We start from the raw sequence: 21,788 nt of genomic DNA on the forward strand, positions 1-21,788 counted from the left end.
GCGCCTCCTGCCGACTCGGAGGTCAGAACGAACTATTCGACGGTGGGCGGGACTTCCGCGGAACGGGTTCCTGAAAGCCCCGGTGCGTCGGCCGCCCGCTGCACGTCCGGCCGGGTCATCGGGCAGGCAGGTACCGTTCCGACGATCCCGGGCCTGGCGGGGCGGGCGCCTGTGCTGCGGAACCGCTGCCGGTAGTCCCGGGGCGAGATGCCGAGGCTCTTCAGGAAGCTGTCGCTCAGAAGCGCAGCCGTGTCGAAACCGCAACTTGCGGCGACTGCATCGAGGCTGGCATCGCTGGAGCTGAGCATGAGCTTCGCCGCCTCGATCCGGACCCGCTCCACATACCGAGCAGGGGACATTCCGACCGCCTGCGTGAACGACTCGGTGAGATGATCTTCGGACACGGCCGCACGACGGGCCAGCGCAGCTGTGGAGTGATCGCCGGCTGGGTCGTGCATCACCTCGTCCATGGCCACGCGCACCTGATCACTGTCACCCGAATAGGCCGGCGACCAGACGCTGAATTGGTTCTGGCCCCCCGGACGCCGGAGAAAGATCACGAGCCAACGCGCGACCCGGCGGGCCAGGTCGGCACCGTAGTCGTCCTCCACGAGCGCCAGCGTCAGGTCGATACTGGCGCAGACTCCAGCACCGGTGACCACTGGCCCGTCCCGGACGAAGAGCGCATCGGGGTCCACCTGGACGCGCGGGTAGCGTTCGGCGAGCTGCTCGCAGTGTGCCCAGTGCGTCGTCGCCCGACGACGGTCGAGCATTCCCAGACGCGCGAGCACGAACGCGCCGGTGCACATCGAGGCGATCCGCTTCGACCGCTGGACCAAGTGGCCGGCGGCGTCCACCAGTGCCGGAATCGTGTCGGGCGTCGGCTCCTCGGGCTTTGCATAGGTTTGCGGATCGGAGTCAGGAGGGACGCCTCCCGGGATGATGACGGTGTCCAGATCGCCCACCAGCGCGCCCGCCTCGACGTCGACGCCGAGGCGTAGGAACGACGTGGTATCGACCGACCGGCCGGTTGGCGAGGCAAGCAGTACGTCGTAGCCCGCACCGAAATCGTTGGCACGCGCAAGTACCTCCAGGGATGTCGCGACATCCTGCAGGGTCACCTTGTCGTACACCAGGAAGACGATGCGCCGCCGTGTGGCCGAGACACTGGTTCCGATACCCGCTGTCATGGCAGTCCGCCTTGCAGTCGAGGGTCACTGGGTATGAACGAGGGCGTCCTCTCGGCGGCGTGCCGTGCCACGTCGTCGACCGATCCGAAGGCGGCGGTTCTGGTACCAGGCCCCCGTGGCGCCTCGGCCTTCCTCGACTGCCTCCGCCCTACCCGTACACACCACCCCTCTTGTGGTGATGCCAGACGTCAGCGTCCGAGGCCAGGAAGTGAAATGTGTACATCTGTGTACGAAGTATAACTTCAGGTATGTGGCTACGACAGCGAGCCCCTGAGGCCGGCACGCGCGTGGACCGGAGCGGTGCCCCTGCAGATCGAGCGCGGGCGGAGGCCGGCCGACGTGCTCCGCGGCCGCGGCGCAGGGGCCGGCGGAGGTCGACTGGCTGGTGACGGTGGAGTCCACGATCGTGCGGGCCCTGGCACGAGTGACCGGCCGCCGCCCTCATCGGGCGGCGGCCGGTTCATTGTGGGGCGGGGGATGTCAGAAGGTGAGCGTCCAGCTGTCGATGGTGCCTGTGGAACCCGCGGAGACGTCCTCGACGTGGAGTTTCCAGGTGCCGGAAGCCGGGGAGGTGCCGGCGTCGACGGTGTAGTTCTTCCTGATGGTCTGGCCGGTGTCCTCCGCGGAGTCCGCCTTCACCAGGTACGCCTTGCCGTTCGGGTCCAGGAGTTGGATCTTCAGGTCGCCGCGCCGCTCGTGCCGCGCTTCCACATGGATCTTGAGTTCCTTGGACGCGTTGCCGGAGAAGCCGCTGATGGAGATCGGTGAGTCCACGGAGCCGGAGTCGGGGATGGCGTGGCTGGTCTGGTTCTCGTTCGACGGGAATGCCAGCGACCAGGCGGTGAGGAATCCTCTGGAGCCCCCGTCGATGTCCTGGACGAGGAGTTTCCAGGTCCCGTCGGCAGGGGAGGCGCTGGAGTCGACCGTGTAGGTGGTGTCGAGGGTGCCGCCGGCCTCGGTCGGGGACGCCGCCCTGAGGGGGTACGTGTGTCCGTCAGGGCCCACCAGGTCGATCTTCAGGTCGCCGAGCCATTCGTGCGTGGCACCGATGTGCACGCGCATGGCCCCCGGGGCCTTGCCGGTGAACCCGTCTACGGTGATCTGCGAGGTGAGAGTGCCCGGGTCGGGGATGAGGTAGGACCCGGTCTTCTCGAAGGAGTTGGCGAAGAGGAGGGACCAGGAGGTGAGGGTGCCGGTGGCGCCTGCCGCGGTGTCCTGGACGACCAGCTTCCAGGTGCCGCTCGCCGCGGCGGTGCTCGCGTCGACGAAGTAGCTGGCGTCGAGGGCGCCGCTGCCGTCTGTGGACAGCGGCTTGAGGGGGTACGTCTGGCCGTCCGGGGCGACCAGATCGATCCTGACCTGACCGCGCGAGTTGTGTGTGCCGGTCACGGCCACCTTCATCGATCTGGAGGCGGTGCCGGGAACGCCGTCGACCGTGATCGGCGCCTCGATGGTTCCCACGTCGGGGATGGAGTAGTGCTTCTCGTTGATGACCTTGGTGGGGCGGGGCTTGGGGTCCGGTGCGGGTTCCGGTGCGGATCCGCCGAGCGCCTGGCCGATGTCGATACGGGGGGTGGTGGCGCCGGTGTAGGTGATGGGCTTGCCGGTGTTGGTCAGCCGTGCCTCAAGGTCCGCCATGCTCTCGTGGGGGAACGCCTGGCGGAGGATCGCCAGGGCGCCGGCGACGTGGGGGGTGGCCATGGAGGTGCCGTTCATGGAGGCGTAAGTGCCGCCGGGAACGGAGGAGACGATGGCGGTGCCGGGGGCGAAGTAGTCCAACAGCAGGCCCCGATTGGTGAAGGAGGCCAGCTCGTCCTCATCGGTGGTGGCGCCGACGGTGACGGCGGAGGAGACACAGCCGGGGGCGGTGACGGCGTCGGCGTAACCGTTGTTGCCGGCCGCGACGACGGTCGCGACGCCCTGCGTGAGCAGGTTGTCGATGATCAGCTTGCGGGGGTCGGAGGTGCATTCGGAGGTCCAGTGTCCGGCACCCAGGGACAGGTTCACGGCGGCGACGTTGGTTCCGGCCGCCTTCAGCTCGGAGACCTTCTCCAGTCCCTTGATCTGGGAGCTGGTGAAGCTGAGCGCGCACGGGCTGGCGCCATCTCCGCAGACCGTGTCGTCGTCGAATCGGGAGAACACCTGGATGGCGATGATGTCAGCGCCGGGGGCGACACCGTGTGCGGGTGCGCCGCTGATGCCGGTGCCGTCACCGGCGGCGATCCCGGCGACGTGGGTGCCGTGGGAACAGGCGTCGCCCATCGTGGCGCACGGCCCCGACTCGGAGTCCGCGCTGCCGGCGCCCTCTTGTTCAGTGGTGCCGTCGGGGCAGAGGCTGGTGGCCCCCGAGGTGGCGTCGTCGACGGAGAAACACGCCTCGGTCTTGACACGGTTGCCGAGGAAGGGGTGCTTGGTGGCGACTCCGGTATCGAGGATGGCTATCGAGGTGCCCGCGCCGGTCTTGCCCGCCGCATAGGCCTTGTCACCGCCGATCAGGGGGACGCTCTGGTCCAGGGTCGGTGGCACCGGTGTGTCCTCGGTGATGCTGACCACGCGCGGGTTGGCGGCCAGCTTGTCCAGGCCGCCCTTGTCGACCCTGAGCGTGACCAACGGCAGCTTGTCGAAAGACTGCATCTTCTTGCCGACGGTCGCCGCGTCGGGCAGGTCCGCGCGGTTCTTGGTGACGACGTTGACGCGGACGGTGCCGTCGCCTCGCGTCTTCGCGCGCAGCGACGCGTCGACCGGGTCGTGCTGCGCGGCCGAGGCCGATGTCGGGCTGGTGTCGGGCATGGGGCTGGCGCCCGCCGGTATCGCGGTGAACACCAGGGCTGCCGCCGCGGCGGCGATGATGCCTCGTATGGGTCTGGTCACGTGCTACTCCACCGAACAAAAGTGCAGGAGGGGGAAGGAGGGGTGGTGCGGGTGCGCAGGCCGCGAAAAGGGGCCGGGCGGCGAGGAGTTCTCGCACCGCCCGGCCCCGGGGCCTCTCTACAGGAAGGCCCTGGCGCTCAGCAGGCTGAGACAGCTGATTGATCAGTGGGTCGCGTCTGCGCCGTTCTTCGGATTCCCGCCGAACCGACTGGAGACGGCACTGTAGTAGATCCAGGCCTCGGCACGGCAGAAGCTCCTTGCCCAATAGGCCGCGCAGGTTTGGTTCGCGAGCAGGTCGTAGAACGCGCGGTCGGCGTCGAGCTTCCTGTTCGGGTTCATCCAGTACCAGAACTTCTTGTACCAGTTACCTATGACACCGTAGGCGTAGTCATGCCCGTCGCACGCGGTGCGGAAATCGTAGCCAAACGGCTTGTCCGGCGCGTTGGTGCAGTGGTCGTGGGTGATGCCTATGATCCAGCGGTGGTTGGGAAGCTGCTTGCTCTGGGGATTATGCCAGCCGTAGTGAGCGACCTGCGTGGTGCAGTCGTAGTACTGGTGCCAAATCCACCTCTGGGCCAGGTCGCAGTGCTTCGGGCTGGCAGCGTCCGAAAAAAGAGCAGGCGCATCAGGCTCATCGGTGGGCAGGGTGATGGGCTCGCTCGAGCTGGGCGGTGGCGTGCCGACGGTCTGTACCGCATCTGGAGCGGCGGCGTCACCGACGTAGTTCAGGTCCCATTGATCAGCGGGGGTGGCTACGGTGGCCAGCCGGTCGTTGGTGTCGTAGGTGTAGGTGTTCAGGTCGGTGCCCGCGGCCGGGTTGGTGACCTTGCGGAGCAGTCCGGAGCCGTCGTAGGAGTAGCTGGCCACGGTCTGCACGGTCTGCCCGGAGGTGACGGTGATGTTCTTCACCTGGCCGGTCACGTCGCCGAGGGTTTCACCGGAAGCGGTGGTTGCGGTGGCGTAGTTGACCTTGACGGACTGCGGTGTCTCGACCGACGCGGGGTCCTTGATGGTTGACACGCGGCCGACGCTGTCATAGGAGACCGTGGACTGCCCGTACGTCTTGTTACCCACGCCCGTCACACGCCAGTTGTCGCCGCCGCCGCCGACCTGCTTGTACGTGTAGGTGGGCTTGAGGTCGGCCGCAGCGATCGGGTTGCCCAGCGAGTCCACGGGGACGTCGTCGTCCACGACGGGCGTGGTCAGGTCGATGTTCAGCGTCTCCACGACGGTCGTCTTCAGATCACCGGCGAGATCGTCCCACTTGCTGGTCTCGACCAGCTTGGAACCGTCGGCGGACGTGTAGGTGTTGACGCTGCCGCCGTTGACGCCGTCGACGGAGTCGGTCAGGTTGTAGCGGAAGGACTCGTCGACGTCCAGATCCGTCGTCGTGATCCAGCCCGAGCCGAAAGTCAGCTTGCGGTTCAGCTGGCCGCCGAGGAACTCGGCATCCCAGCTCGGGCCGAACACACCGAGGTCCGACCGGTTGGTGGGGGCGTCCTGCGCCTGCGAGACGCCCTGGAGCTGACCGACGACCGAGTGGGAGCGGCCCACCAGGCCCGCCGATGTGTCGGTCTCGTTGATCTGGAAGCTGTCGCTCGCGGACTGATATGTGCCGGGTCCTATTGGCTGGACCGTGCCTTCGGCAAGGGGCTGGTCGGGCACCTCGGTGGCTGAGGCGGGCTGCAGTGGTGCCAGCAATGTCAGCCCCAATGCGGCCACGACAGGAAGTGCGATTCTGCGCACCGTCTCCCTCTCGGTTCAAGTCGACCTGCGATGGTTACAGGTCTGGATGTGGATGTTCTGTCTTGCGTGGTCATCTCACAGCCCGGGTGTACGGCTGTGCTGTCCTTGGGTGCTTGCCAACGGTGAAGGCGTACTCGCTGTTGCGCTTGCGGACGCATGGCTTCAGCCGCCGGTGTTGCCCCTTGGTCAAGAGGTCGGCCAGGGCGGCACGACCGATCGCGCCGACGTGCGGCTAACGAGGGACTTGGCCTCTTCTTTCAGATGACTGTGCGCAACAGCGACGAAGGTCTCAGACGCCGTTGCGATGAGCATCAGTCATATTGCTTAGACCGTGTCCTATATGGTGAGGCGGACGAGACGCTCGTAAACAGCAGATGTCTGCGCACGCCGATGCGCTTGCCCCAAAGCCCGTCGCCGCAAATGAGGAGGGTGGGCATCAGATACAGACGCCGGTCGTTCAGCGCCCGCCAGCGGTCGGTTGCACGGAGGAGGAAGACGGCGACCTGACAGTTCTCCGTGCGTCGGTGCCGAAGTACTGCCGCTGCACCCCGGCCGACCGCGTCCCCTGCTTCGAAACGTGTGTCGTCCACGACCAGGACGGCGTCGGGATCGCCGGGATCGCCGAGCACCTCATCGGCGTCCCACTCGACCCGGTTCAGCATCCGTGGCAAGGCCGGGCTGCCTGGTCGGTAACCAGCTGAGGGAGCCGGCATCCGGCACGTTCATCCGTACCCGCCTGGGCAGGTCCGCGCGTCGGCCGGCACAGGGCGGCCACATCGCGCGGGTCCGCCTCCGTGGAGCAGTCAGCCGCGGGCCGGGTCCCGCACCGCCCGTCGGCTACAAACCACAGGCCAGTTGGATGTCCGGTGCGGGCCGATCACGCCAAGGGAAGCTGACCAAGCGGCCGACCGCGGTCGGCCTCCGTGGGGTGTTGATGCCTCCGATACTGGCCCCTGATCAACGGCCGAGCAGCACCACCTGAGCACTCGGCCCCGAGTGCGCCACCCGACCGGACCGCGCCACCGTGCCCACCCGGTCGTCGAGGGGAACGCTGAGATGCGCGGCGCAGGCGGCGGAAGAGACGAGGGAGTACTCCAGGACTCCCGGGCGGGCCGGCACACCTCCCTCGCCGGCCGGCCCGCCCAGGCCCGGATCAGTCGTCCGGCAGGGCTGTCCGTACGCGTTGAACATGGCCCGGCCCGGCGCCGCCGGCGACCAGCCGCTGGGGAAGGGCCTCCCCGGCGCACACGATCGTCTCCAGGTACGGCAGTTCCGCTCCGGCACCATCGCGAGAACGCTCGGGGCAGGGTGACGTGGGTGATCCGGGCCTCGGCGAGGAAATCGCCCAGGCCGGGCCCGTACAGGACGTCACGGCGCGGAAACAGCTCCAGGGGGGCGCGCCCGTCCACGACAGTCACGTCAGCCGGGAACGCCCCGCCACGGCCTTTCGTCGAACGGGGTCCGGCGTAACCCGCTGCTGCGGCACAGCGGCCCGGGAGGAGTCAGCACGTTGTCTTTTCGGAAGGGGACACGAGTCCGGCACACACGCGATCGGCGGCCCAGGAACACTCGAAACACTTCCGTTGTCGCTGCCGAGACCACAAGCGTGACTCGTGGTGTGGGCTGCATCACAACGCTCGGCTTTCCCGTTCCTACGTCCCATCCGTAATCTGTCAGGCGAGCAACTGGGCGGGAGACGTGGACTATTCACAGAGTGCGGGCGTTGGTCTGGTACTTGCCGGGCGCTACCGGCTGATTGAGCCCATCGGCAGCGGCGGGATGGGCAGGGTGTGGCGCGCGCACGACGAAGTGCTGCACCGGACCGTCGCGGTGAAAGAGCTGACCCTGGGCGGTTACGTCTCCGAGGCCGACCGGACCATGCTGCACCAGCGGACCCAGACAGAGGCCAGGGCCGCGGCCCGGATCACGCATCCCGGGGTCGTCACCGTCCACGACGTCCTCTACCACGACGACCGCCCTTGGATCGTCATGCAGTACGTCGACGGTCCGTCCCTCGCCGACGCGGCCAGGGAAACCGGCCTGATCGACGGTCGGGAGGCGGCCAGGATCGGGCTGCGGGTATTGGCCGCGCTGCGGGCCGCGCATGCCGCCGGGGTGCTCCACCGCGACGTCAAGCCCGGAAACGTCCTCCTCGCGCGCGACGGCAACATCCTCCTCAGCGACTTCGGCATTGCCGCCATCGAAGGAGACTCCACGATCACCAGGACCGGTGAAATCGTCGGGTCCCTGGACTACATGGCGCCCGAACGGCTACGAGGCAGCGAGCCGGATCCCGCGGCCGACCTCTGGTCCCTGGGCGCGACGCTCTACACGGCGGTGCAGGGGTACTCACCCTTCCGCCGCAACTCGCCGATCGCCACCATGCAGGCTGTCGTCACCGAGGAGCCGCCCCATCCCGACCGGGCGGGCCCGCTCGCACCGGTGATCGCGGCACTGCTTTCCAAGGACCCGGCGTCGCGGCCGGGCGCAGCGGAGGCGGAACGGCTGCTGCGCGACGTACTTGAGGGCCGGGAGGTCGACGCGACCCAGGCAGGCGTACCGACACAGGGCGCGGCGAACGGCTACGGGCTGTCCGGCACGGGGCAGTTGCCTCCTGTCGACTCGTCAGGGTCGACTGGGCGGACGTACGCGCCGGCGTACGCCACCGGGCCTGCGCACACGAAGGGGCCCCGGAACGCCACTGGTCCCACGCGAGCCACCGAGTCCACGCACGCCGCCGGGTCCGTGGCGCCGCGGGGCCGCGTCCGTGGCGGTCGACGCACCATGCTGGTCGCGCTGCTTGTCGCGGTGGGTGTCGGGGCCACGGCGGTCTTCGCCGGACTGCAGTACGCCAACGGGAGCGACGAGGGGGCGAGTGGAGTCAGGACGACCGGCCTCACGCCGCAGAGTCCCGGCACACAGAACGACAGATCGACGGTTCGGCGGGCGCCGACCGACCGTGCCTCGGACGCCAGGTCGGTCCCCGCCGGTTGGGAACGCATCAACGCCCCGGAGGGCAGCCTCTGGGTCCCCAAGGGCTGGACTCGTCAGACGGACAGCGACCAGATCGAGTACAGCCCGGACGGCGGCAACCACCTCCTCCGCATCAGCGTCGACTCCACGCCCGACTACCCCACCCCCCGCGCGCACCTGCTGCATCTGGAAAAGCTGTATCGGACCCTCGACGGCTACCAGCAGATCCGGTTCGGCACCAACAACTTCCGTGACGAGGCGAACGCCGTGCTATGGGAGTTCACCTGGATCCAGAAGCCGGAGGAGGGCCCTGCGGGACCACGCCGAATCATCGACCAGGTCTATGACTCGGACGACGGCGGCATCGAGTACGGGATCCTCATGGAGGGCCCCGCGGATGACTGGTCTCAGACGCAGAAGCAGTTCGACACCGTCCTGCGCGGCTGGCAACCCGCGAGCCACCAAGGCTGAGGACGCGACCGTCACGGCTCTGACTCCGGTGGGCTGGCCAGCGTCAGGAACCCCGAGCCGAGGTGGGTGGCGGGGGCGGGATGTGAACCACGCGACCTCTGGGTTATGAGCCCGGCGAGCTACCGAGCTGCTCCACCCCGCGTCGGTGTCTTCAGCGTACGGGACGCCAACCTCCAGAGCGCGCGGCGTGGCCGCGGTGGGTCCGGCGACCGTGCCGGTGGTGGGGACGGTCATGAGCGGGCTCCTTCCGCGGACGGTTCGGGCACGTCCGGGGCCGGGGAGACGTTCGGGAAGCCGGGCAGCACCCCCAGGCACGCCGACTGTCGCCCCGGGGCCGGCCGGCCACAGCTGGACAGGGGTGCTGCCGCAGACGTCGTGCACGTCGGGGCAGCGGGCCGCGAAGGGGCGGCCACGGCCGAGCGCGGCCGGGTCGGGAGGGTCGCCGGGCAGCCCGGCCGGCGCCATGCGGGAGGCAGGGTCGCCGATGGTGGGGAAGGCGCGTGAGAGCGCTCGGGTGTACGGGTACCCGGGGTCGTCCAGGAGCTTCCGGGAGGGCCCGGACTCCACCAGCTCGCCGGCGTACATCACCGCCTTCTCCGAGGTGCGGGGGAGCGACGGAGCGTACAGGCGCACAATGAGCGCCGTCCTGGTCTGTTCGCCCATGACTCCACCGTCCTGCGCGCCGGCGGGCCGGACCAGGGCATGCGGAAGTACGGCCGCGAGCCCGACCTCACAGCCTCACAGCTCACCGCCTCAACCGGGGAAAACGGCCTGCGCGGCGCACAGTTGGAGCTGGGGCAGCGTGACGCCGGGCCCCCTGGCAGTCCTACCGCTGACAGGCCAATCGGTAAGACTTACGGGTCCGAGCCAATGGCTGAGGATGCGACCGCCCTGGCAATCCCTGTCATACGACTGATGCCCTGGAGCGGCAGCTCGAGGCACCGTACGAGGGCCGCTTCAGCTCGCTCGGCTTCGGCACGGCCTGTAGCCCGCGAACTAACTGGTGACCTCCCCTTTCGTCGTCCTTCTTGGAGCCAACATGCGTGCTGCAGTAGCCACAGGGCCCAACGCCCCCCTGGCCCTCGACGACCGGGACGTGCCCGAGCCCGGCGCCGGTGAGGTACTCGTCAAGGTCACGGCGTGCGGTGTCTGCTTCTCGGACCTGAACCTGCTGCAGGGTCACTACCCGTTCGCCCGGTTCCCCGTCGTCCCCGGCCATGAGATCACCGGAGTGGTCACCGCCGTGGGTGAGGGCGTCACCTGGCCCGAGGTCGGCACCGCGGTGGGTGCCCAGTTCCTGTACGACTCCTGCGGCCACTGCGACTACTGCGTGCGCGGCGACCACGTCGCCGTCATCGGCCGCTCGGCGCACGGTGCGGAGCAGGCCAAGAACATGGGCGCCGAGCTGTACGTCGCCACCTCCGAAACCGATCCGGCGGCAGCCCTCAAGGCCTGGGACGGGGGCGCCGATCTGATCCTCAACGCGGCTCCCTCGACCGACGCGGCCGCGGCCGCCCTGGGCGGGCTCGCTCCCGACGGCACCCTGCTGCTGTGCGGCTACGGTCCGGAACCCCTCGTGCTGCCGACCCAGCCCATGGTCCTCAACCGCCTGCACGTCGCGGCCAACCCGTCCGGCTCCCCGCACGACCTGCGCGACACCCTCGCCTTCTCCGCCGCCCACGACATCCTGCCCGACATCACACCGATCACGCTGGACGACGCCCCCGCCACCCTCGACGCGATGGCCGCCGGCACCGCCCACGGCCGCCGCGTCATCACGTTCTCCTGACCCACCTGTCGGCCTTCTCCTAGTGAAGGAACACATGATGTCCTACGTCATCCTCGTCAGCGGCGCGTCCAGTGGCTTCGGCGCGCTGACCGTGCGGGCCCTCGCCGATGCCGGGCACATTGTCTACGCCGGGATACGGCAGACCACCGGGCGCAACGCGCCGGCCGTCGCCGAGGCGCGCGCCTACAGCGAGGCACACTCGGTGCGACTGCACACGGTGGAGCTCGATGTCTCCAACCAGTCGTCCGTCGACGACGCCGTGGCCGCCGTCAGCGCAGAGGAAGGCCGCATCGACGTCGTCGTCCACAACGCCGGCCACATGGTGCTCGGCCCGGCCGAGGCATTCACCCCGGAGCAGATCGCCCAGATCTACGACACCAACGTGGTCGCCACGCAGCGGCTCAACCGCGCCGTCCTGCCACAGATGCGCGACCGGCGCGACGGCCTGCTGGTGTGGGTGGGCTCCTCCAGCACATACGGCGGTACGCCCCCTTACCTGGCCCCCTACTTCGGGGCCAAGGCCGCGATGGACCAACTGGCCAAGAGCTACGCGGTCGAACTGTCCCGTTTCGGCATCGACACCGCCATCGTCGTCCCCGGCTCCTTCACCTCCGGCACCAACCACTTCGCCCACGCCATGCACCCCCAGGACACCGACACAGCCGCCGCCTACGAGCCGCTGTACGGTGGCCTGATGGACGAGGTCGGCAAGCGGCTGGCCGCGTTGGCGCCCGCGAACGCCGACGTCAACGAGGTCGCCCGCGCCATCGTCACCATCGTGGACACGCCGAAGGGCCGACGCCCCTTCCGCACCACGATCGACCCCGCCAACGACGGCTCCCAGGAGGTCAGCGACGTCGCCGACCGCGTCCGCGCCGATTTCTACGACCGGATCGGCCTCACCGACCTGCTGTCCCTCCGGACCGACAGCTGATCTGCCTGCGCGTGCGGCCCAGGCCTCGGTCCTGCCACTGGGGGCCTGGGCCGCATGGGAGGGCGGCGGCGCCGATGCAGGTGCGGCTGCTGGACGACTCGATCGTCAACAAGGCGTGAAAAGCTGTTGTCTTTCCGATCTTGTGAGATGTGCTTCGAACGGAAGTCTCGATCGGGTGGTCGCGAAGCGCAGGACGCATACGAGTGGGGCTTCCTGAACAGCTCGTTGTTGTCCAATCACCGAACAGCAACAGGAGGCCCCTGGGGTCGCAGTCTTCCGTGCCTGGCAGTCCACGTCCGTCGCCTTGAACGAGGCGTACTGCCACCGGGCGATAGTGGATGCGATCGACTATCTCGTGGACAACGAAAGCAAGTGGCGGGCGATGCCCGCCGACTTCCTGCTGTGCGACCGGGTGTACGCGTTCTTCGGCCGCTGGCGCGAGAACGCGCTGGTCAGGGAGTTCCACGACCGGCTGCGCGCGCGGATGTGGGAGAGGCTGGGCCGGGATGCCGAGCCCACGGCCGGGGTGATCGACTCGCCGTCGGTCAAGGCGGACGCGGTTGTCGGCACGGACAGCAACGGTTACGACAGGGGCAAGCAGATCAACGGGCGCAAGCGGCACGTCGTGGTCGACTCCCTGGACCTGCTGCTGGGCGGGATGGTCACCAGCGCCGATGTCCGCGCGCACCGCCGCGCCACCACGGGCTGGAGCTGGTGAGGGCCGACGGTGGCTACACCGGCAGCCTCGTCGAGCACTGACTGGCCACTTTCGCGCTGGTCCTGCGATCGTCACACGCAGGGTGCTGCCCAAGCGGTGGATCATCGAGCAGCTCTTCGCCCACCTGATGCGCAGCCGCCGCCTGGTCCGCGACGTCGAACGGCGCACGGCCACCGCCGAGGCGATGATCTACTGGTCGAGGACCATGATCATGACCCGGCGCCACCTCCACCCGCGCCGGCACCACGTCCATGCCGAAGCCGGCGACCATCACCTGGCAGGTCGCCGGCCCCTGCCCGAGCCGGGCCCGGTCGGCCGCCAACCGGCCCCGCCTCGGGCGGGCTCCGCACGGTCGATGTGGGCAGGACTCGACGTCACGAGGCCGGCCAGGACCTGCTGGGCCCGCTTCACATTGAGCGCGCGAACGACAGGACCTCGAACACCACCTGCGTGAGGCGGTCGACGGACGCGATGATCGGCTCCCCGGCCTTTCCGACCGTCTCCAGCGGAATACCGAAGTGAAACGGCCCACAGAGCAAGAGGTCCACGACAAAATTACCCCGGATAGGCAACGCCAAAGGGCTGACGGCCTCGGCAGGGCCGCTCACACGGCGCCGACCGGTGCCATGGCACCGCCACAGGCCTGAGCGTCCCCGAGGTTTCCTCCTGCGTCAGGTGCGGAGCGTGGCGTGTCACCGGTCGTCCGCCAGACGGTGCAGCAACGGAGTGAGGCGGTGCGTCACCAGTTCCCGCATGGCCAGGGCCGTGGTGGTGCGTTCGATGCCTGGGACGGCGAGGATCTGTCCTGCGATCCGGTACAGGTCCTCCGCGTCCGTGGCGACCACTCGTACGAGCAGGTCGGTCTCCCCGCTGAGTCCGAAGACCTCCACCACCTCGGCGATGCCCGCGAGTGCCTGGGACACCTGCGCCAGGTGGCGCTGGTCGACCTGCGCCAGTACGAACGCGGTCAACCGGTGGCCCAGCGCTTCCGGGGTGATCCGTCGCTCGAAGGAGCCCAGGGCGCCGTTCTGCTCCATCCTGGCCACCCGCGCCTGGACGGTGTTGCGGGACAGCCCCAGCTGCTCGGCCAGGGCGACGATCGTGGCCCGTGGGTCGGTGGCCAGGGCGAGCAGGATCCGGGCGTCCGTGGCGTCAAGGGTTCGTTCATTGTTCATGATGCTTGGTCGGCACCTCTCATCCAGCCCGGGATTTCAACAGAATGCTCAATTGCGTGAGCGCATCTTGTGCAGTCGATGAGCCATCTGTCTACTGGCGGAGCACAACGTTCAATCTCCAAGGCCATTGTGCCGATTGTGAAGGTGGTCTGTGATGGTCGCGCAGCTGAGGTCGGCCGATGTCGACGGCTCGGGCCGCGGTTGGGAGGAGCGGCTCGCCGTGCTGGAGTCGGTCGAACGGCGGGTGCTGTGGCTGTCCACCGCGATCGTCGACCACGCCAACCGGGTGCGGCCCAACCCCTCGGGGCTGAAAGTGGGTGGCCACCAGGCGTCCAGCGCCTCGATGACCTCGATCATGACAGCGCTGTGGTTCCACGCGCTGACCGCTGAGGACCGGGTGTCGGTCAAGCCCCACGCCTCCCCGGTGCTGCACGCGATCAACCACCTGCTGGGCGAGCTGGACGAGTCCTACCTGACCACCCTGCGTGACTTCGGCGGCCTGCAGAGCTACCCCAGCCGGTCCAAGGATCCCGACCCCGTCGACTACTCCACGGGCTCGGTCGGCATCGGCGCCACCGCACCGGTGTGGGGCGCGCTCGCCCGGCGCTACGTGGAGGGCCACTTCGGCGGGGCCGGCACCGGCCGGCAGTACTCGCTGCTCGGCGACGCGGAGTTGGACGAGGGCGCGGTCTGGGAGGCCATCCAGGACCCGATGGTGCCGGGCCTGGGCGAGGTGGTGTGGGTCGTCGACCTGAACCGGCAGTCGCTGGACCGAGTAGTGCCCGGTATCGCCGCGGACAGGCTGCAAGCCATGTTCGCCGCGGCCGGCTGGCAGGTTCTCACCCTCAAGTACGGACACCTGCTGCACGAATTGTTCGTCCGGCCGGGCGGCGAGGCCCTGCGCGCCCGTATCGACGCCATGGGCAACCCCGAGTACCAGCGCCTGCTGCGCTGCTCCGCTGACGAGTTGCGCGAGCGCCTGCCCGGCGCCGGTTCCACCGCCGGGCCGATCACCGACCTCCTCGGCTCCCTGGACGACGCCTCGCTGCTGGCGGCGCTGCGCAACCTGGGGGGCCATGACATCGGCGCGCTGACAGACGCGTTCGACGCCGTCGACGACACCCGCCCGACTGTGATCTTCGCGTACACGGTCAAGGGGTACGGACTGCCCACCGAGGGACACCCGCAGAACCACTCCTCGCTGCTGACGGCCGACCAGATGAAGGCACTGGCCGAGCGCCTCGGGACGAGCCTCGACCACCCCTGGGAGGCCTTCGCCGACGGTTCGCCGGAAGCGGCCCTGTGCGCGGCGGCCGCCAGTCGGCTGCGCCGCCCCGGAAACGCGTCGCAGCAGCCTCCCGCGATCCCTGTCGACCTCGCCCGTCCGGCGCCGACGGGTACCGGCAACACCCAGCAGGCCCTGGGGCGGGTTCTGCTGGACCTCACCCGCCGGGCACCTGAGGCGGCGCGGCGCATCGTCACGGTCAGCCCGGACGTCAGTTCCTCCACCAACCTCGGTGGATGGCTCAACAAGGTCGGCGTGTGGTCGCCCGCCGAGCGCACCGACTGGTTCGCCGATGACGCCGAGACGATCCTGCACTGGCGGGAGCGGCCGACCGGTCAGCACGTGGAGCTGGGTATCGCGGAGACCAACCTGGTCGGCCTGCTGGGTGAGCTGGGCGCCACCTGGAGCCGCTGGGGCCAGCCGCTGCTGCCGATCGGCGTGGTCTACGACCCCTTCGTCAACCGGGCGCTGGAACCGTGGTCGTTCGGCATCTACGCCGGCGGCCAGTCGATCCTGGTCGGCACGCCCTCCGGCGTCACACTCGCCCCGGAGGGCGGAGCGCACCAGTCGATCACCACACCCTCACTGGGCATCGAACAGCCCGGCTGTATCACCTACGAGCCCGCCTTCGCGATCGACACCGAGTGGTGCCTGCTGGCCGCGCTCGGCAACCTCGGTCGCCCGGACGGCAGTTCGGCCTATCTGCGCCTGTCGACCCGGCCCGTCGACCAGTCCGCGGCCGCCGTGCCCGGCGACCCGGCCGCCCGCGAACGCCGCCGCCGACGGGTGACCGCCGGAGCCTACCGGCTGCGGCAGCACGAGAAGCCTGTGGTGACCATCGCCGCGATGGGCGCCGTCATGCCGGAGGCCCTGGCCGCCGCCGACCGGCTTGCCGCACTCGGGCACGGCGCCGACGTCGTCTGCGTGACCAGCCCGAATCTGCTCTTCCGTGCCCTTCAGGCCCGCCGCGGCCTGTCGGACGACCCGACCTGGATCCTCGACCAGGTCTTCCCCGCCGACCGGGCCACGCCCCTCGTCACCGTGCTGGACGGCCACCCGCACACCCTGGCCTTTCTGGGCAGGCCGGTGACAGCGCCGACCTGCACCCCACCAGGTCCTGATCACGGCGCGCACCACGCCCGCCGTGTGGACCGAACCAGCCCCGTCGGCAGCCGGACAACCCTCCAGCTCCGTCCGGCGGTACGCCCTGTCCTGCCGCAGAAGACGTACCGCCGGACGGTCGCCGACCGAGCAGTCCCACCGTGCCACACCGCGCCTGGCGGCTACTCACCACTTGGTCCGACGACGGGTCAATCCGCCCCTGACGAGCCGGGCGGTGCCGTCGGACGGCCTCTCACGCCCCGCCCGTCCGCCCCGTGAGGAGACCGGGCAGACGCAGCCCACAGACCGATTGGACACGCCATGATGGCCCTGAGCGGAGTCGAACGAGAATGGTCCGGAGCGACAGCGCGGCCCGTCCCCCAACGGCCCGGCCCCCCAACAGGTCGTCCGCTTCTCGCCGCAGGCGGCAGAATCGGAGCAGTGATGTCCAGACAGCCGACAGCTGACGCCTACGCCGACGACCGCCCCCGCGTCCCGTACGGGCCAGGACACCATGACTCCGCTGTGGAGCCCGACGAAGACAGCCCGACCACCACCCACGGCAGATGGCTCCTGAAGATCACCGTTTCCCCACCCGCCGTCGGGCACTGGGAGAACCAATGGCGACAACTCCATACGCTGATGTCCTTCGACCGTGCCTCCTGTACCTGGAGCACCGTCCTCGGGGCCATTGAACCGGCCGTCCTGAAGGCGCTGGAGAGCTGCCTCGCATCCGCCCGCGACGACGGCGCTCACGTGCGAGTGGAAGCCGTACCGGCTCCCGCCGCGTCATGCAACGCATCCTCGCGTTGACCGCCGCGAAGAAGCAGCCGCCCAAGAAGACCGTAGCGAAGAAGGCTGCCGCGAAGAAGGTGGCCGGCCGCCGGCCCCGCAGCGCCTAGGTTCGGTACCTGTGCACTGACCCGGTGCGGTTCGCGGACCGTCCGGGAATGTCCAGCAGGCGGACGTGGTTGTCGAGAGTGTGGTGGTGGAGGGGACTGCGTCCCCGGGCCTCACTTATTGCCTGCGGGGACGATCGTTCGGCTGAAGCCCCACAGAGCCTTTCGCCGCGTAGGCGACCACCCTTTCACGACCACACGCATCACGGATTCAGCCCCGGCCGGCGGCCACGCCGGCCGGGGCTGTTTCCTGCCCGGGGACGCCGTTTCTTTGGGATCACCTGGCCGACCAGATGAGTGTTAGTTGCTGCAAGAGGCGCCCGGGCACCAGGGCAGCCCCCCCGGCGTCCGCGAGACGCCCGCGCTGGGGGAGAAGCGCTGGGATCGCCGTGCCGCTGGATATGGTCGGCATGTGGACGCGAGCACAGGACGGCAGAGTGACGTGTTCGCCGGGGAAGCGCGGGGTGAGCTGTCGCCCCGGACGGCCCGGGCGCTGTGGTGCGGGTCGGCGGGCCTGGTGATCGCCGCCCTGGGCATCCCGGTGTCCGTCGCCGGTGCGGAGGACGGCCGACGGTTGCTCGCGGCCGCGGCCCTGGTCCTCGTACAAGTCTGTGCCCTGAGGTGGCAGGTGCGCGTCCCGATCCCCGTTCTGGCCGTCACCACGGTGGCGGGGATCGCGGTGTGGGCGCTGCTGCCCGCGGTGACGTTGACGGGGGCGCTGCTCGCGGCGCAGGTCACGTTGTGCGTGCTGTCGGCCACCAGGCCACGGCGGGTGTCGTTGTGGGCGCTCGCGGCGATGTGCCTGCCGGTCGCGCTGGAGTTCGGGGCGGGCGGCGGTGCGGGCCCGGCGGTCTATGTGCTGACGGTGGTCCTGGCGTGGACCCTGGGGCAGTGGCGCAGGGCGCAGCAGGAGCGGATGAGGGCGGAGACGCACCGGGCCGTGGCGGAGGAGCGTGCGCGGATCGCGCGTGATGTGCACGACGTGGTGGCTCATACCTTGTCGGTGATCGTCATTCAGGCCGGCGCCGCGGACGACGTGTTCACCGAACGGCCGGACCAGGCCCGACAGGCGCTGCGGGCCGTCGAGACGGCCGCCCGCTCGGCGTTGGGTGAACTGCGCCTGACCTTGCGGGCGTTCCGGCCCGAAGCGGACGAGGGCTCGGCAGGGGAGCCGCGAAGGCCGGGGCCCTCGCTCGCGCGCCTGGGCGAACTCGCCGACACGGTGCGCGCGACGGGGATGACCGTACACGTGCACCGCGAGGGGGCCACTGACGGGCTGCCGGCCGCGGTGGACCTGGTGGCGTACCGGATCATTCAGGAGGCCCTCACCAACACGCTGCGCCACGCGGCCGGTGCCGATGAGGTCAGCGTGCGCGTGACCGGCGAAGGGCATTGCGTGAAGGTGACGGTGATTGACAACGGGCGTGCAGCTCAGGGGTTTTCAGCCGGGGCCGGGGCGGGGCGCGGGCTGGTGGGGATGGAGGAGCGTGCACGGCTCGTGGGCGGCAGCCTGCGCGCCGGCCCACGGCCCGGCGGCGGGTTCGAAGTGGCGGCGCGGCTGCCGGTGGAGCGCGCCTGATGACACTGCGGGTGGTGGTGGCCGACGACCAGGCCCTGGTTCGTACCGGATTCCGCCTGATCATCGACGCCCGTGAGGACCTGGAGGTGGTCGGTGAGGCGGCGGATGGCCGGGAGGCGGTGCGGCTGACACGCGAACTGGCGCCCGACGTGGTCCTGATGGACGTACGCATGCCCGTCCTGGACGGCATCCAGGCGACCCGGCAGATCGTGGCGAGCGGAAGCCGGGCCCGGGTCCTCGTGCTGACCACCTGGGACGTGGACGCGCATGTCGTTGCCGCTCTGCGGGCAGGGGCGAGCGGCTTCCTGCTGAAGGACATCCGCCCGGGAGAACTCGTCGACGCCATCCGCGTCACCGCGCGGGGCGACGCGCTGCTGGCCCCCAGCGTCCTCAGCCGGGTACTCGACCGGTTCCTGCGCACGACCCCCGACCCGGCGCCGCCGCCGTCCCTGAAGGACCTCTCCGTCCGCGAACGGGAGGTGCTCACCCTGATCGGGCAGGCCCTGTCGAACGCGGAGATCGCCGAGCGGCTGGGCCTGTCGGAGGCCACCGTCAAGAACCACGTCACCGCGGTGCTGCGCAAACTGAACCTGCGGGACCGCGTCCAGGCCGTCGTCGCCGCCTACGACCACGGCCTCGTACGGCCACGACGCCCCTGACAGCCGCCTCCTCCTCAGGGAGGAGAACCGGGCCGCGCTCCTCCCGCACTCCCAGTGCCGGTCCCCTCCCGCGGCCGATGTGTGTCCGGAGGGGCCGGCCCTACCGTCGAGCTGTGATCGACGACCTGCCCTGCACCCTGTATCTGCTGGTCCACGACGAAGCAGCCGAAGGTCCCTACGACCGTTCCCGCGCGGCTCTACTGGTCCGTGCCGCCGCCCTGATCGACCTCGCGCTGCGCGGCCGACTGCAGGAGCAAGGCGGCAGGGTCACCGTCTGCGGCACGGAACCGACCGGCGACCCCGTCCTGGACCGGGTCCTGCGCGACGCCGGCGACGGCCACAGCTGGAAGCGCCTCGTGCGCCGGCACCGTGCACACACCCTGACGGACGCGGAGGACCGGCTCATCGCGGCGGGCCTCCTCACCGCGAAGGTGCCCCACACCCGCCTGGGCACACGCCGTCTGAGCGTGACGGACCGTGCCGTGCCCGCCGTGCTCCGCGCCCGCGTGTCCGCGGTCCTGTACGGGGACGGCCCGGTGCGAGACGTTCCCGCCGCGGACGCCGCGCTGCTGGCGCTGGCCGCCGCGGGTCGGGTTCGTTCCGTGGTGTCCCGGCAGGACCAGAACGCCTTCCGGGCCCGCATCGACACCTGCACGGGGTCTCTCGCCACCCTCGCGCCGGGACTGGAGAAGGCGGTACGCGCACTTGCGACGACCATGATCGCCGCGCAGGGCGGCATGGGCGGCAGCTGACCGAGGAGAGACGATGACCATGCACCGAGTCCTGATCGCCCTGGGCTGCGCCCTGACCGCCGTCCTCACGACGGCCTGGTCCCCGGCGCCACCGGCGCCGCCCGCCCCGGACGCCGCCACAGTGGTCCGCACCCACCACGGCCTGGTGCGGGGTGTCCACCGCGACGGCTACCGCACCTTCGCGGGCATCCCCTACGCGGCGCCTCCCGTCGGCATCCTGCGCTGGGCGCCACCCGCGCCCGCGGCGGCCTGGTCCGGGACACGGGACGCGACCCGCCCCGCGAGCTCCTGCCCGCAAGCGGCCGGCGAGGTGCCCGCCGGCAGCACCGACGAGGACTGCCTCCACCTGAACGTCACGACGCCCGACGGCGGCGGAACGGCACACCCCCGGCCGGTCGTCGTGTGGCTGCACGGCGGCGGGTTCACCACCGGAGCGGGCAGCTCATACGACGCGCATCGCATGGCCGTCCGCGGCGACGTGGTCGTCGTCACCGTCAACTACCGCCTCGGTGCCCTCGGTTTCCTCGCGCACAGCGGGCTTGCCGGCTCCGGCACCTTCGGCCTGGCCGACCAGCAGGCGGCGCTGCGCTGGGTGCGCGCCGAGATCGGCGCTTTCGGCGGCGACGCGCACAACGTGACCCTGGCCGGCGAGTCGGCGGGCGGCTACAGCGTCTGTGCCCAGCTGACCTCACCCGCCGCGGCGGGACTCTTCGACCGGGCGATCGTCCAGAGCGGCCCCTGCACAGGGCGTCCCGAGCGACCGTTCGCCCCTTCCTCCGTCCCCTCGCCCGCGGCGCGCGCGGCGGGCGCGGACTTCGCGGCGAAAGCCGGCTGCGGTTCCGCACACGACGTGCTGACCTGCCTGCGGCACGTGAAGGTCTCCCGTCTGCTCGCTGCCCAGAGCGCGGACCAGCAGCCCGCGAACGGAACCCCGTTGCTGCCCCGCGACCCCGCGGCGGCCATCGCCGACGGCCACTTCCACCGCGTCCCCGTGCTGATCGGCCACACCCGTGACGAGGGCAACGGGTGGGCCGCCGGGATCATCCAGGCCGGCCATCCCGTCACCCCGGAGACCTGGCCCGACGTCGTGTCCTCCTTCTTCCCACCGGGACAGGCGAGGACGATCGTCCGCGAGTACCCGGTGCACCGTACCGACGGCGGCCCGGTGTTCGGCGCGGTCATCGGCGACGCGGATTTCGCCTGCCCGACGGCACGCACCGGCCGTCTGCTCGCCGCCCGGGTGCCCGTGTGGCGCTACGAGTTCGCTGACGAACACGCCCCGCCGCTCACCCCCGGCACGCCGCCCTTCCCGCTCGGCGCACCGCACGCGAGCGAGCTGCCGTACCTCTTCGACCTGGGCGGCCGCCCCCGCGACCTGACCGCGGCGCAGCACCGGCTGGCCGACACCATGATCGACTACTGGACACGCTTCGCGCGCGGCGCCGACCCGAACGGCCCGTCCTCACCGCACTGGCCCCGGCGGGCGGTGCTCTCCCTGGCGCCGGACCGCATCGTCGCCACCCGCACGACACCGCTCCGCCACCACTGCGCGTTCTGGAACGGCCTCGGGTGATCCCGGAAACGACGGTCGCACGAGCCCGTCGCGCGTACGCCGGGGCCCACGAACCGACGGGGAACCCACCACA

General features: G+C 70.1%; 14 protein-coding genes, 1 tRNA gene and 3 pseudogenes. 9 read left to right on the forward strand and 9 right to left on the reverse strand.

The window, feature by feature from the left end:
* Window positions 1–32: 32 nt before the first annotated feature.
* From OO52_RS34430 to OO52_RS50110, 4 genes and pseudogenes are all read right to left on the reverse strand, one after another.
* A complete protein-coding gene (locus OO52_RS34430) occupies window positions 33–1,190 on the reverse strand; it encodes a GlxA family transcriptional regulator (protein ID WP_063738824.1) in 1,158 nt (385 codons plus the stop codon).
* Window positions 1,191–1,670: 480 nt separating this feature from the next.
* Window positions 1,671–4,061: a proprotein convertase P-domain-containing protein gene (locus OO52_RS34435; protein ID WP_234339969.1), complete on the reverse strand. Its 2,391-nt coding sequence runs from the start codon at window positions 4,059–4,061 to the stop codon at window positions 1,671–1,673.
* Between the two features lie 162 nt (window positions 4,062–4,223).
* Window positions 4,224–5,807 carry a phospholipase A2 gene (locus OO52_RS34440; RefSeq protein ID WP_234339968.1) on the reverse strand — a complete coding sequence of 528 codons (1,584 nt, stop codon included), beginning with the start codon at window positions 5,805–5,807 and terminating at the stop codon, window positions 4,224–4,226.
* 437 nt (window positions 5,808–6,244) lie between these two features.
* Window positions 6,245–6,478: pseudogene (locus tag OO52_RS50110) on the reverse strand (transposase); the annotation flags it as partial.
* A gap of 1,027 nt (window positions 6,479–7,505) precedes the next feature.
* On the opposite strand from OO52_RS50110, the gene OO52_RS34450 reads away from it, so the two are divergent.
* Window positions 7,506–9,251, forward strand: coding sequence for a serine/threonine-protein kinase (locus tag OO52_RS34450; protein ID WP_030940484.1), 1,746 nt, complete (start codon window positions 7,506–7,508; stop codon window positions 9,249–9,251).
* Window positions 9,252–9,318: 67 nt separating this feature from the next.
* On the opposite strand, the gene OO52_RS34455 is transcribed toward OO52_RS34450, so the two are convergent.
* A tRNA-Met gene (locus tag OO52_RS34455) sits at window positions 9,319–9,393 on the reverse strand.
* Window positions 9,394–9,656: 263 nt separating this feature from the next.
* Window positions 9,657–9,914, reverse strand: a pseudogene (locus OO52_RS52230) (ABC transporter ATP-binding protein); the annotation flags it as partial.
* Window positions 9,915–10,290: 376 nt separating this feature from the next.
* Between OO52_RS52230 and OO52_RS34460 the strand changes: the two are divergent.
* The 3 genes from OO52_RS34460 to OO52_RS50115 all read left to right on the forward strand — a co-directional run bounded on the left by OO52_RS34460 (window position 10,291) and on the right by OO52_RS50115 (window position 12,692).
* A complete protein-coding gene (locus tag OO52_RS34460) occupies window positions 10,291–11,040 on the forward strand; it encodes an alcohol dehydrogenase catalytic domain-containing protein (RefSeq protein ID WP_037671089.1) in 750 nt (249 codons plus the stop codon).
* Between the two features lie 37 nt (window positions 11,041–11,077).
* On the forward strand, window positions 11,078–11,974 hold the full coding sequence (locus OO52_RS34465) for an SDR family oxidoreductase (protein ID WP_037671172.1): 897 nt from the start codon (window positions 11,078–11,080) through the stop codon (window positions 11,972–11,974).
* Between the two features lie 355 nt (window positions 11,975–12,329).
* On the forward strand, window positions 12,330–12,692 hold the full coding sequence (locus OO52_RS50115) for a transposase (protein WP_158712592.1): 363 nt from the start codon (window positions 12,330–12,332) through the stop codon (window positions 12,690–12,692).
* 101 nt (window positions 12,693–12,793) lie between these two features.
* Here OO52_RS50115 and OO52_RS54755 read toward each other — a convergent pair.
* The 3 genes and pseudogenes from OO52_RS54755 to OO52_RS34475 form a co-directional block, all read right to left on the reverse strand.
* A pseudogene (locus tag OO52_RS54755) lies at window positions 12,794–13,008 on the reverse strand (hypothetical protein); the annotation flags it as partial.
* Window positions 13,009–13,099: 91 nt separating this feature from the next.
* The gene (locus OO52_RS51075) at window positions 13,100–13,240 is read right to left on the reverse strand and encodes a hypothetical protein (RefSeq protein WP_158712593.1); all 141 of its coding nucleotides are present in this window, start codon (window positions 13,238–13,240) and stop codon (window positions 13,100–13,102) included.
* A gap of 144 nt (window positions 13,241–13,384) precedes the next feature.
* Window positions 13,385–13,867, reverse strand: coding sequence for an Lrp/AsnC family transcriptional regulator (locus OO52_RS34475; protein ID WP_030939940.1), 483 nt, complete (start codon window positions 13,865–13,867; stop codon window positions 13,385–13,387).
* A 154-nt stretch (window positions 13,868–14,021) separates the two neighbouring features.
* On the opposite strand from OO52_RS34475, the gene OO52_RS34480 reads away from it, so the two are divergent.
* The 5 genes from OO52_RS34480 (at window position 14,022) to OO52_RS34500 (ending at window position 21,715) form a co-directional block, all read left to right on the forward strand.
* Complete coding sequence (locus tag OO52_RS34480; RefSeq protein WP_245240322.1) at window positions 14,022–16,532, forward strand: transketolase-like TK C-terminal-containing protein; 2,511 nt, start codon at window positions 14,022–14,024, stop codon at window positions 16,530–16,532.
* Window positions 16,533–17,621: 1,089 nt separating this feature from the next.
* The gene (locus OO52_RS34485) at window positions 17,622–18,731 is read left to right on the forward strand and encodes a sensor histidine kinase (RefSeq protein ID WP_231408383.1); all 1,110 of its coding nucleotides are present in this window, start codon (window positions 17,622–17,624) and stop codon (window positions 18,729–18,731) included.
* On the forward strand, window positions 18,731–19,390 hold the full coding sequence (locus OO52_RS34490) for a response regulator (RefSeq protein WP_030939934.1): 660 nt from the start codon (window positions 18,731–18,733) through the stop codon (window positions 19,388–19,390). Before OO52_RS34485 ends, OO52_RS34490 begins: the two co-directional genes overlap by 1 nt.
* 113 nt (window positions 19,391–19,503) lie before the next feature.
* Complete coding sequence (locus OO52_RS34495; protein ID WP_030939930.1) at window positions 19,504–20,142, forward strand: GOLPH3/VPS74 family protein; 639 nt, start codon at window positions 19,504–19,506, stop codon at window positions 20,140–20,142.
* 13 nt (window positions 20,143–20,155) lie between these two features.
* Window positions 20,156–21,715, forward strand: coding sequence for a carboxylesterase/lipase family protein (locus tag OO52_RS34500; protein WP_030939912.1), 1,560 nt, complete (start codon window positions 20,156–20,158; stop codon window positions 21,713–21,715).
* Window positions 21,716–21,788: the final 73 nt, after the last annotated feature.

It is taken from the genome of Streptomyces flaveolus (genome assembly GCF_000716535.1).
In the GTDB taxonomy this organism is placed as follows: domain Bacteria; phylum Actinomycetota; class Actinomycetes; order Streptomycetales; family Streptomycetaceae; genus Streptomyces; species Streptomyces flaveolus_A.

Coding starts and splice junctions, on each gene's coding strand:
- OO52_RS34430 (WP_063738824.1), bottom strand. CDS start 1,190: ATGACAGCGGGTATCGGAACCAGTGTCTCGGCCACACGGCGGCGCATC.
- OO52_RS34460 (WP_037671089.1), top strand. CDS start 10,291: ATGCGTGCTGCAGTAGCCACAGGGCCCAACGCCCCCCTGGCCCTCGAC.
- OO52_RS34465 (WP_037671172.1), top strand. CDS start 11,078: ATGTCCTACGTCATCCTCGTCAGCGGCGCGTCCAGTGGCTTCGGCGCG.
- OO52_RS34475 (WP_030939940.1), bottom strand. CDS start 13,867: ATGAACAATGAACGAACCCTTGACGCCACGGACGCCCGGATCCTGCTC.
- OO52_RS34480 (WP_245240322.1), top strand. CDS start 14,022: ATGGTCGCGCAGCTGAGGTCGGCCGATGTCGACGGCTCGGGCCGCGGT.
- OO52_RS34490 (WP_030939934.1), top strand. CDS start 18,731: ATGACACTGCGGGTGGTGGTGGCCGACGACCAGGCCCTGGTTCGTACC.
- OO52_RS34500 (WP_030939912.1), top strand. CDS start 20,156: ATGACCATGCACCGAGTCCTGATCGCCCTGGGCTGCGCCCTGACCGCC.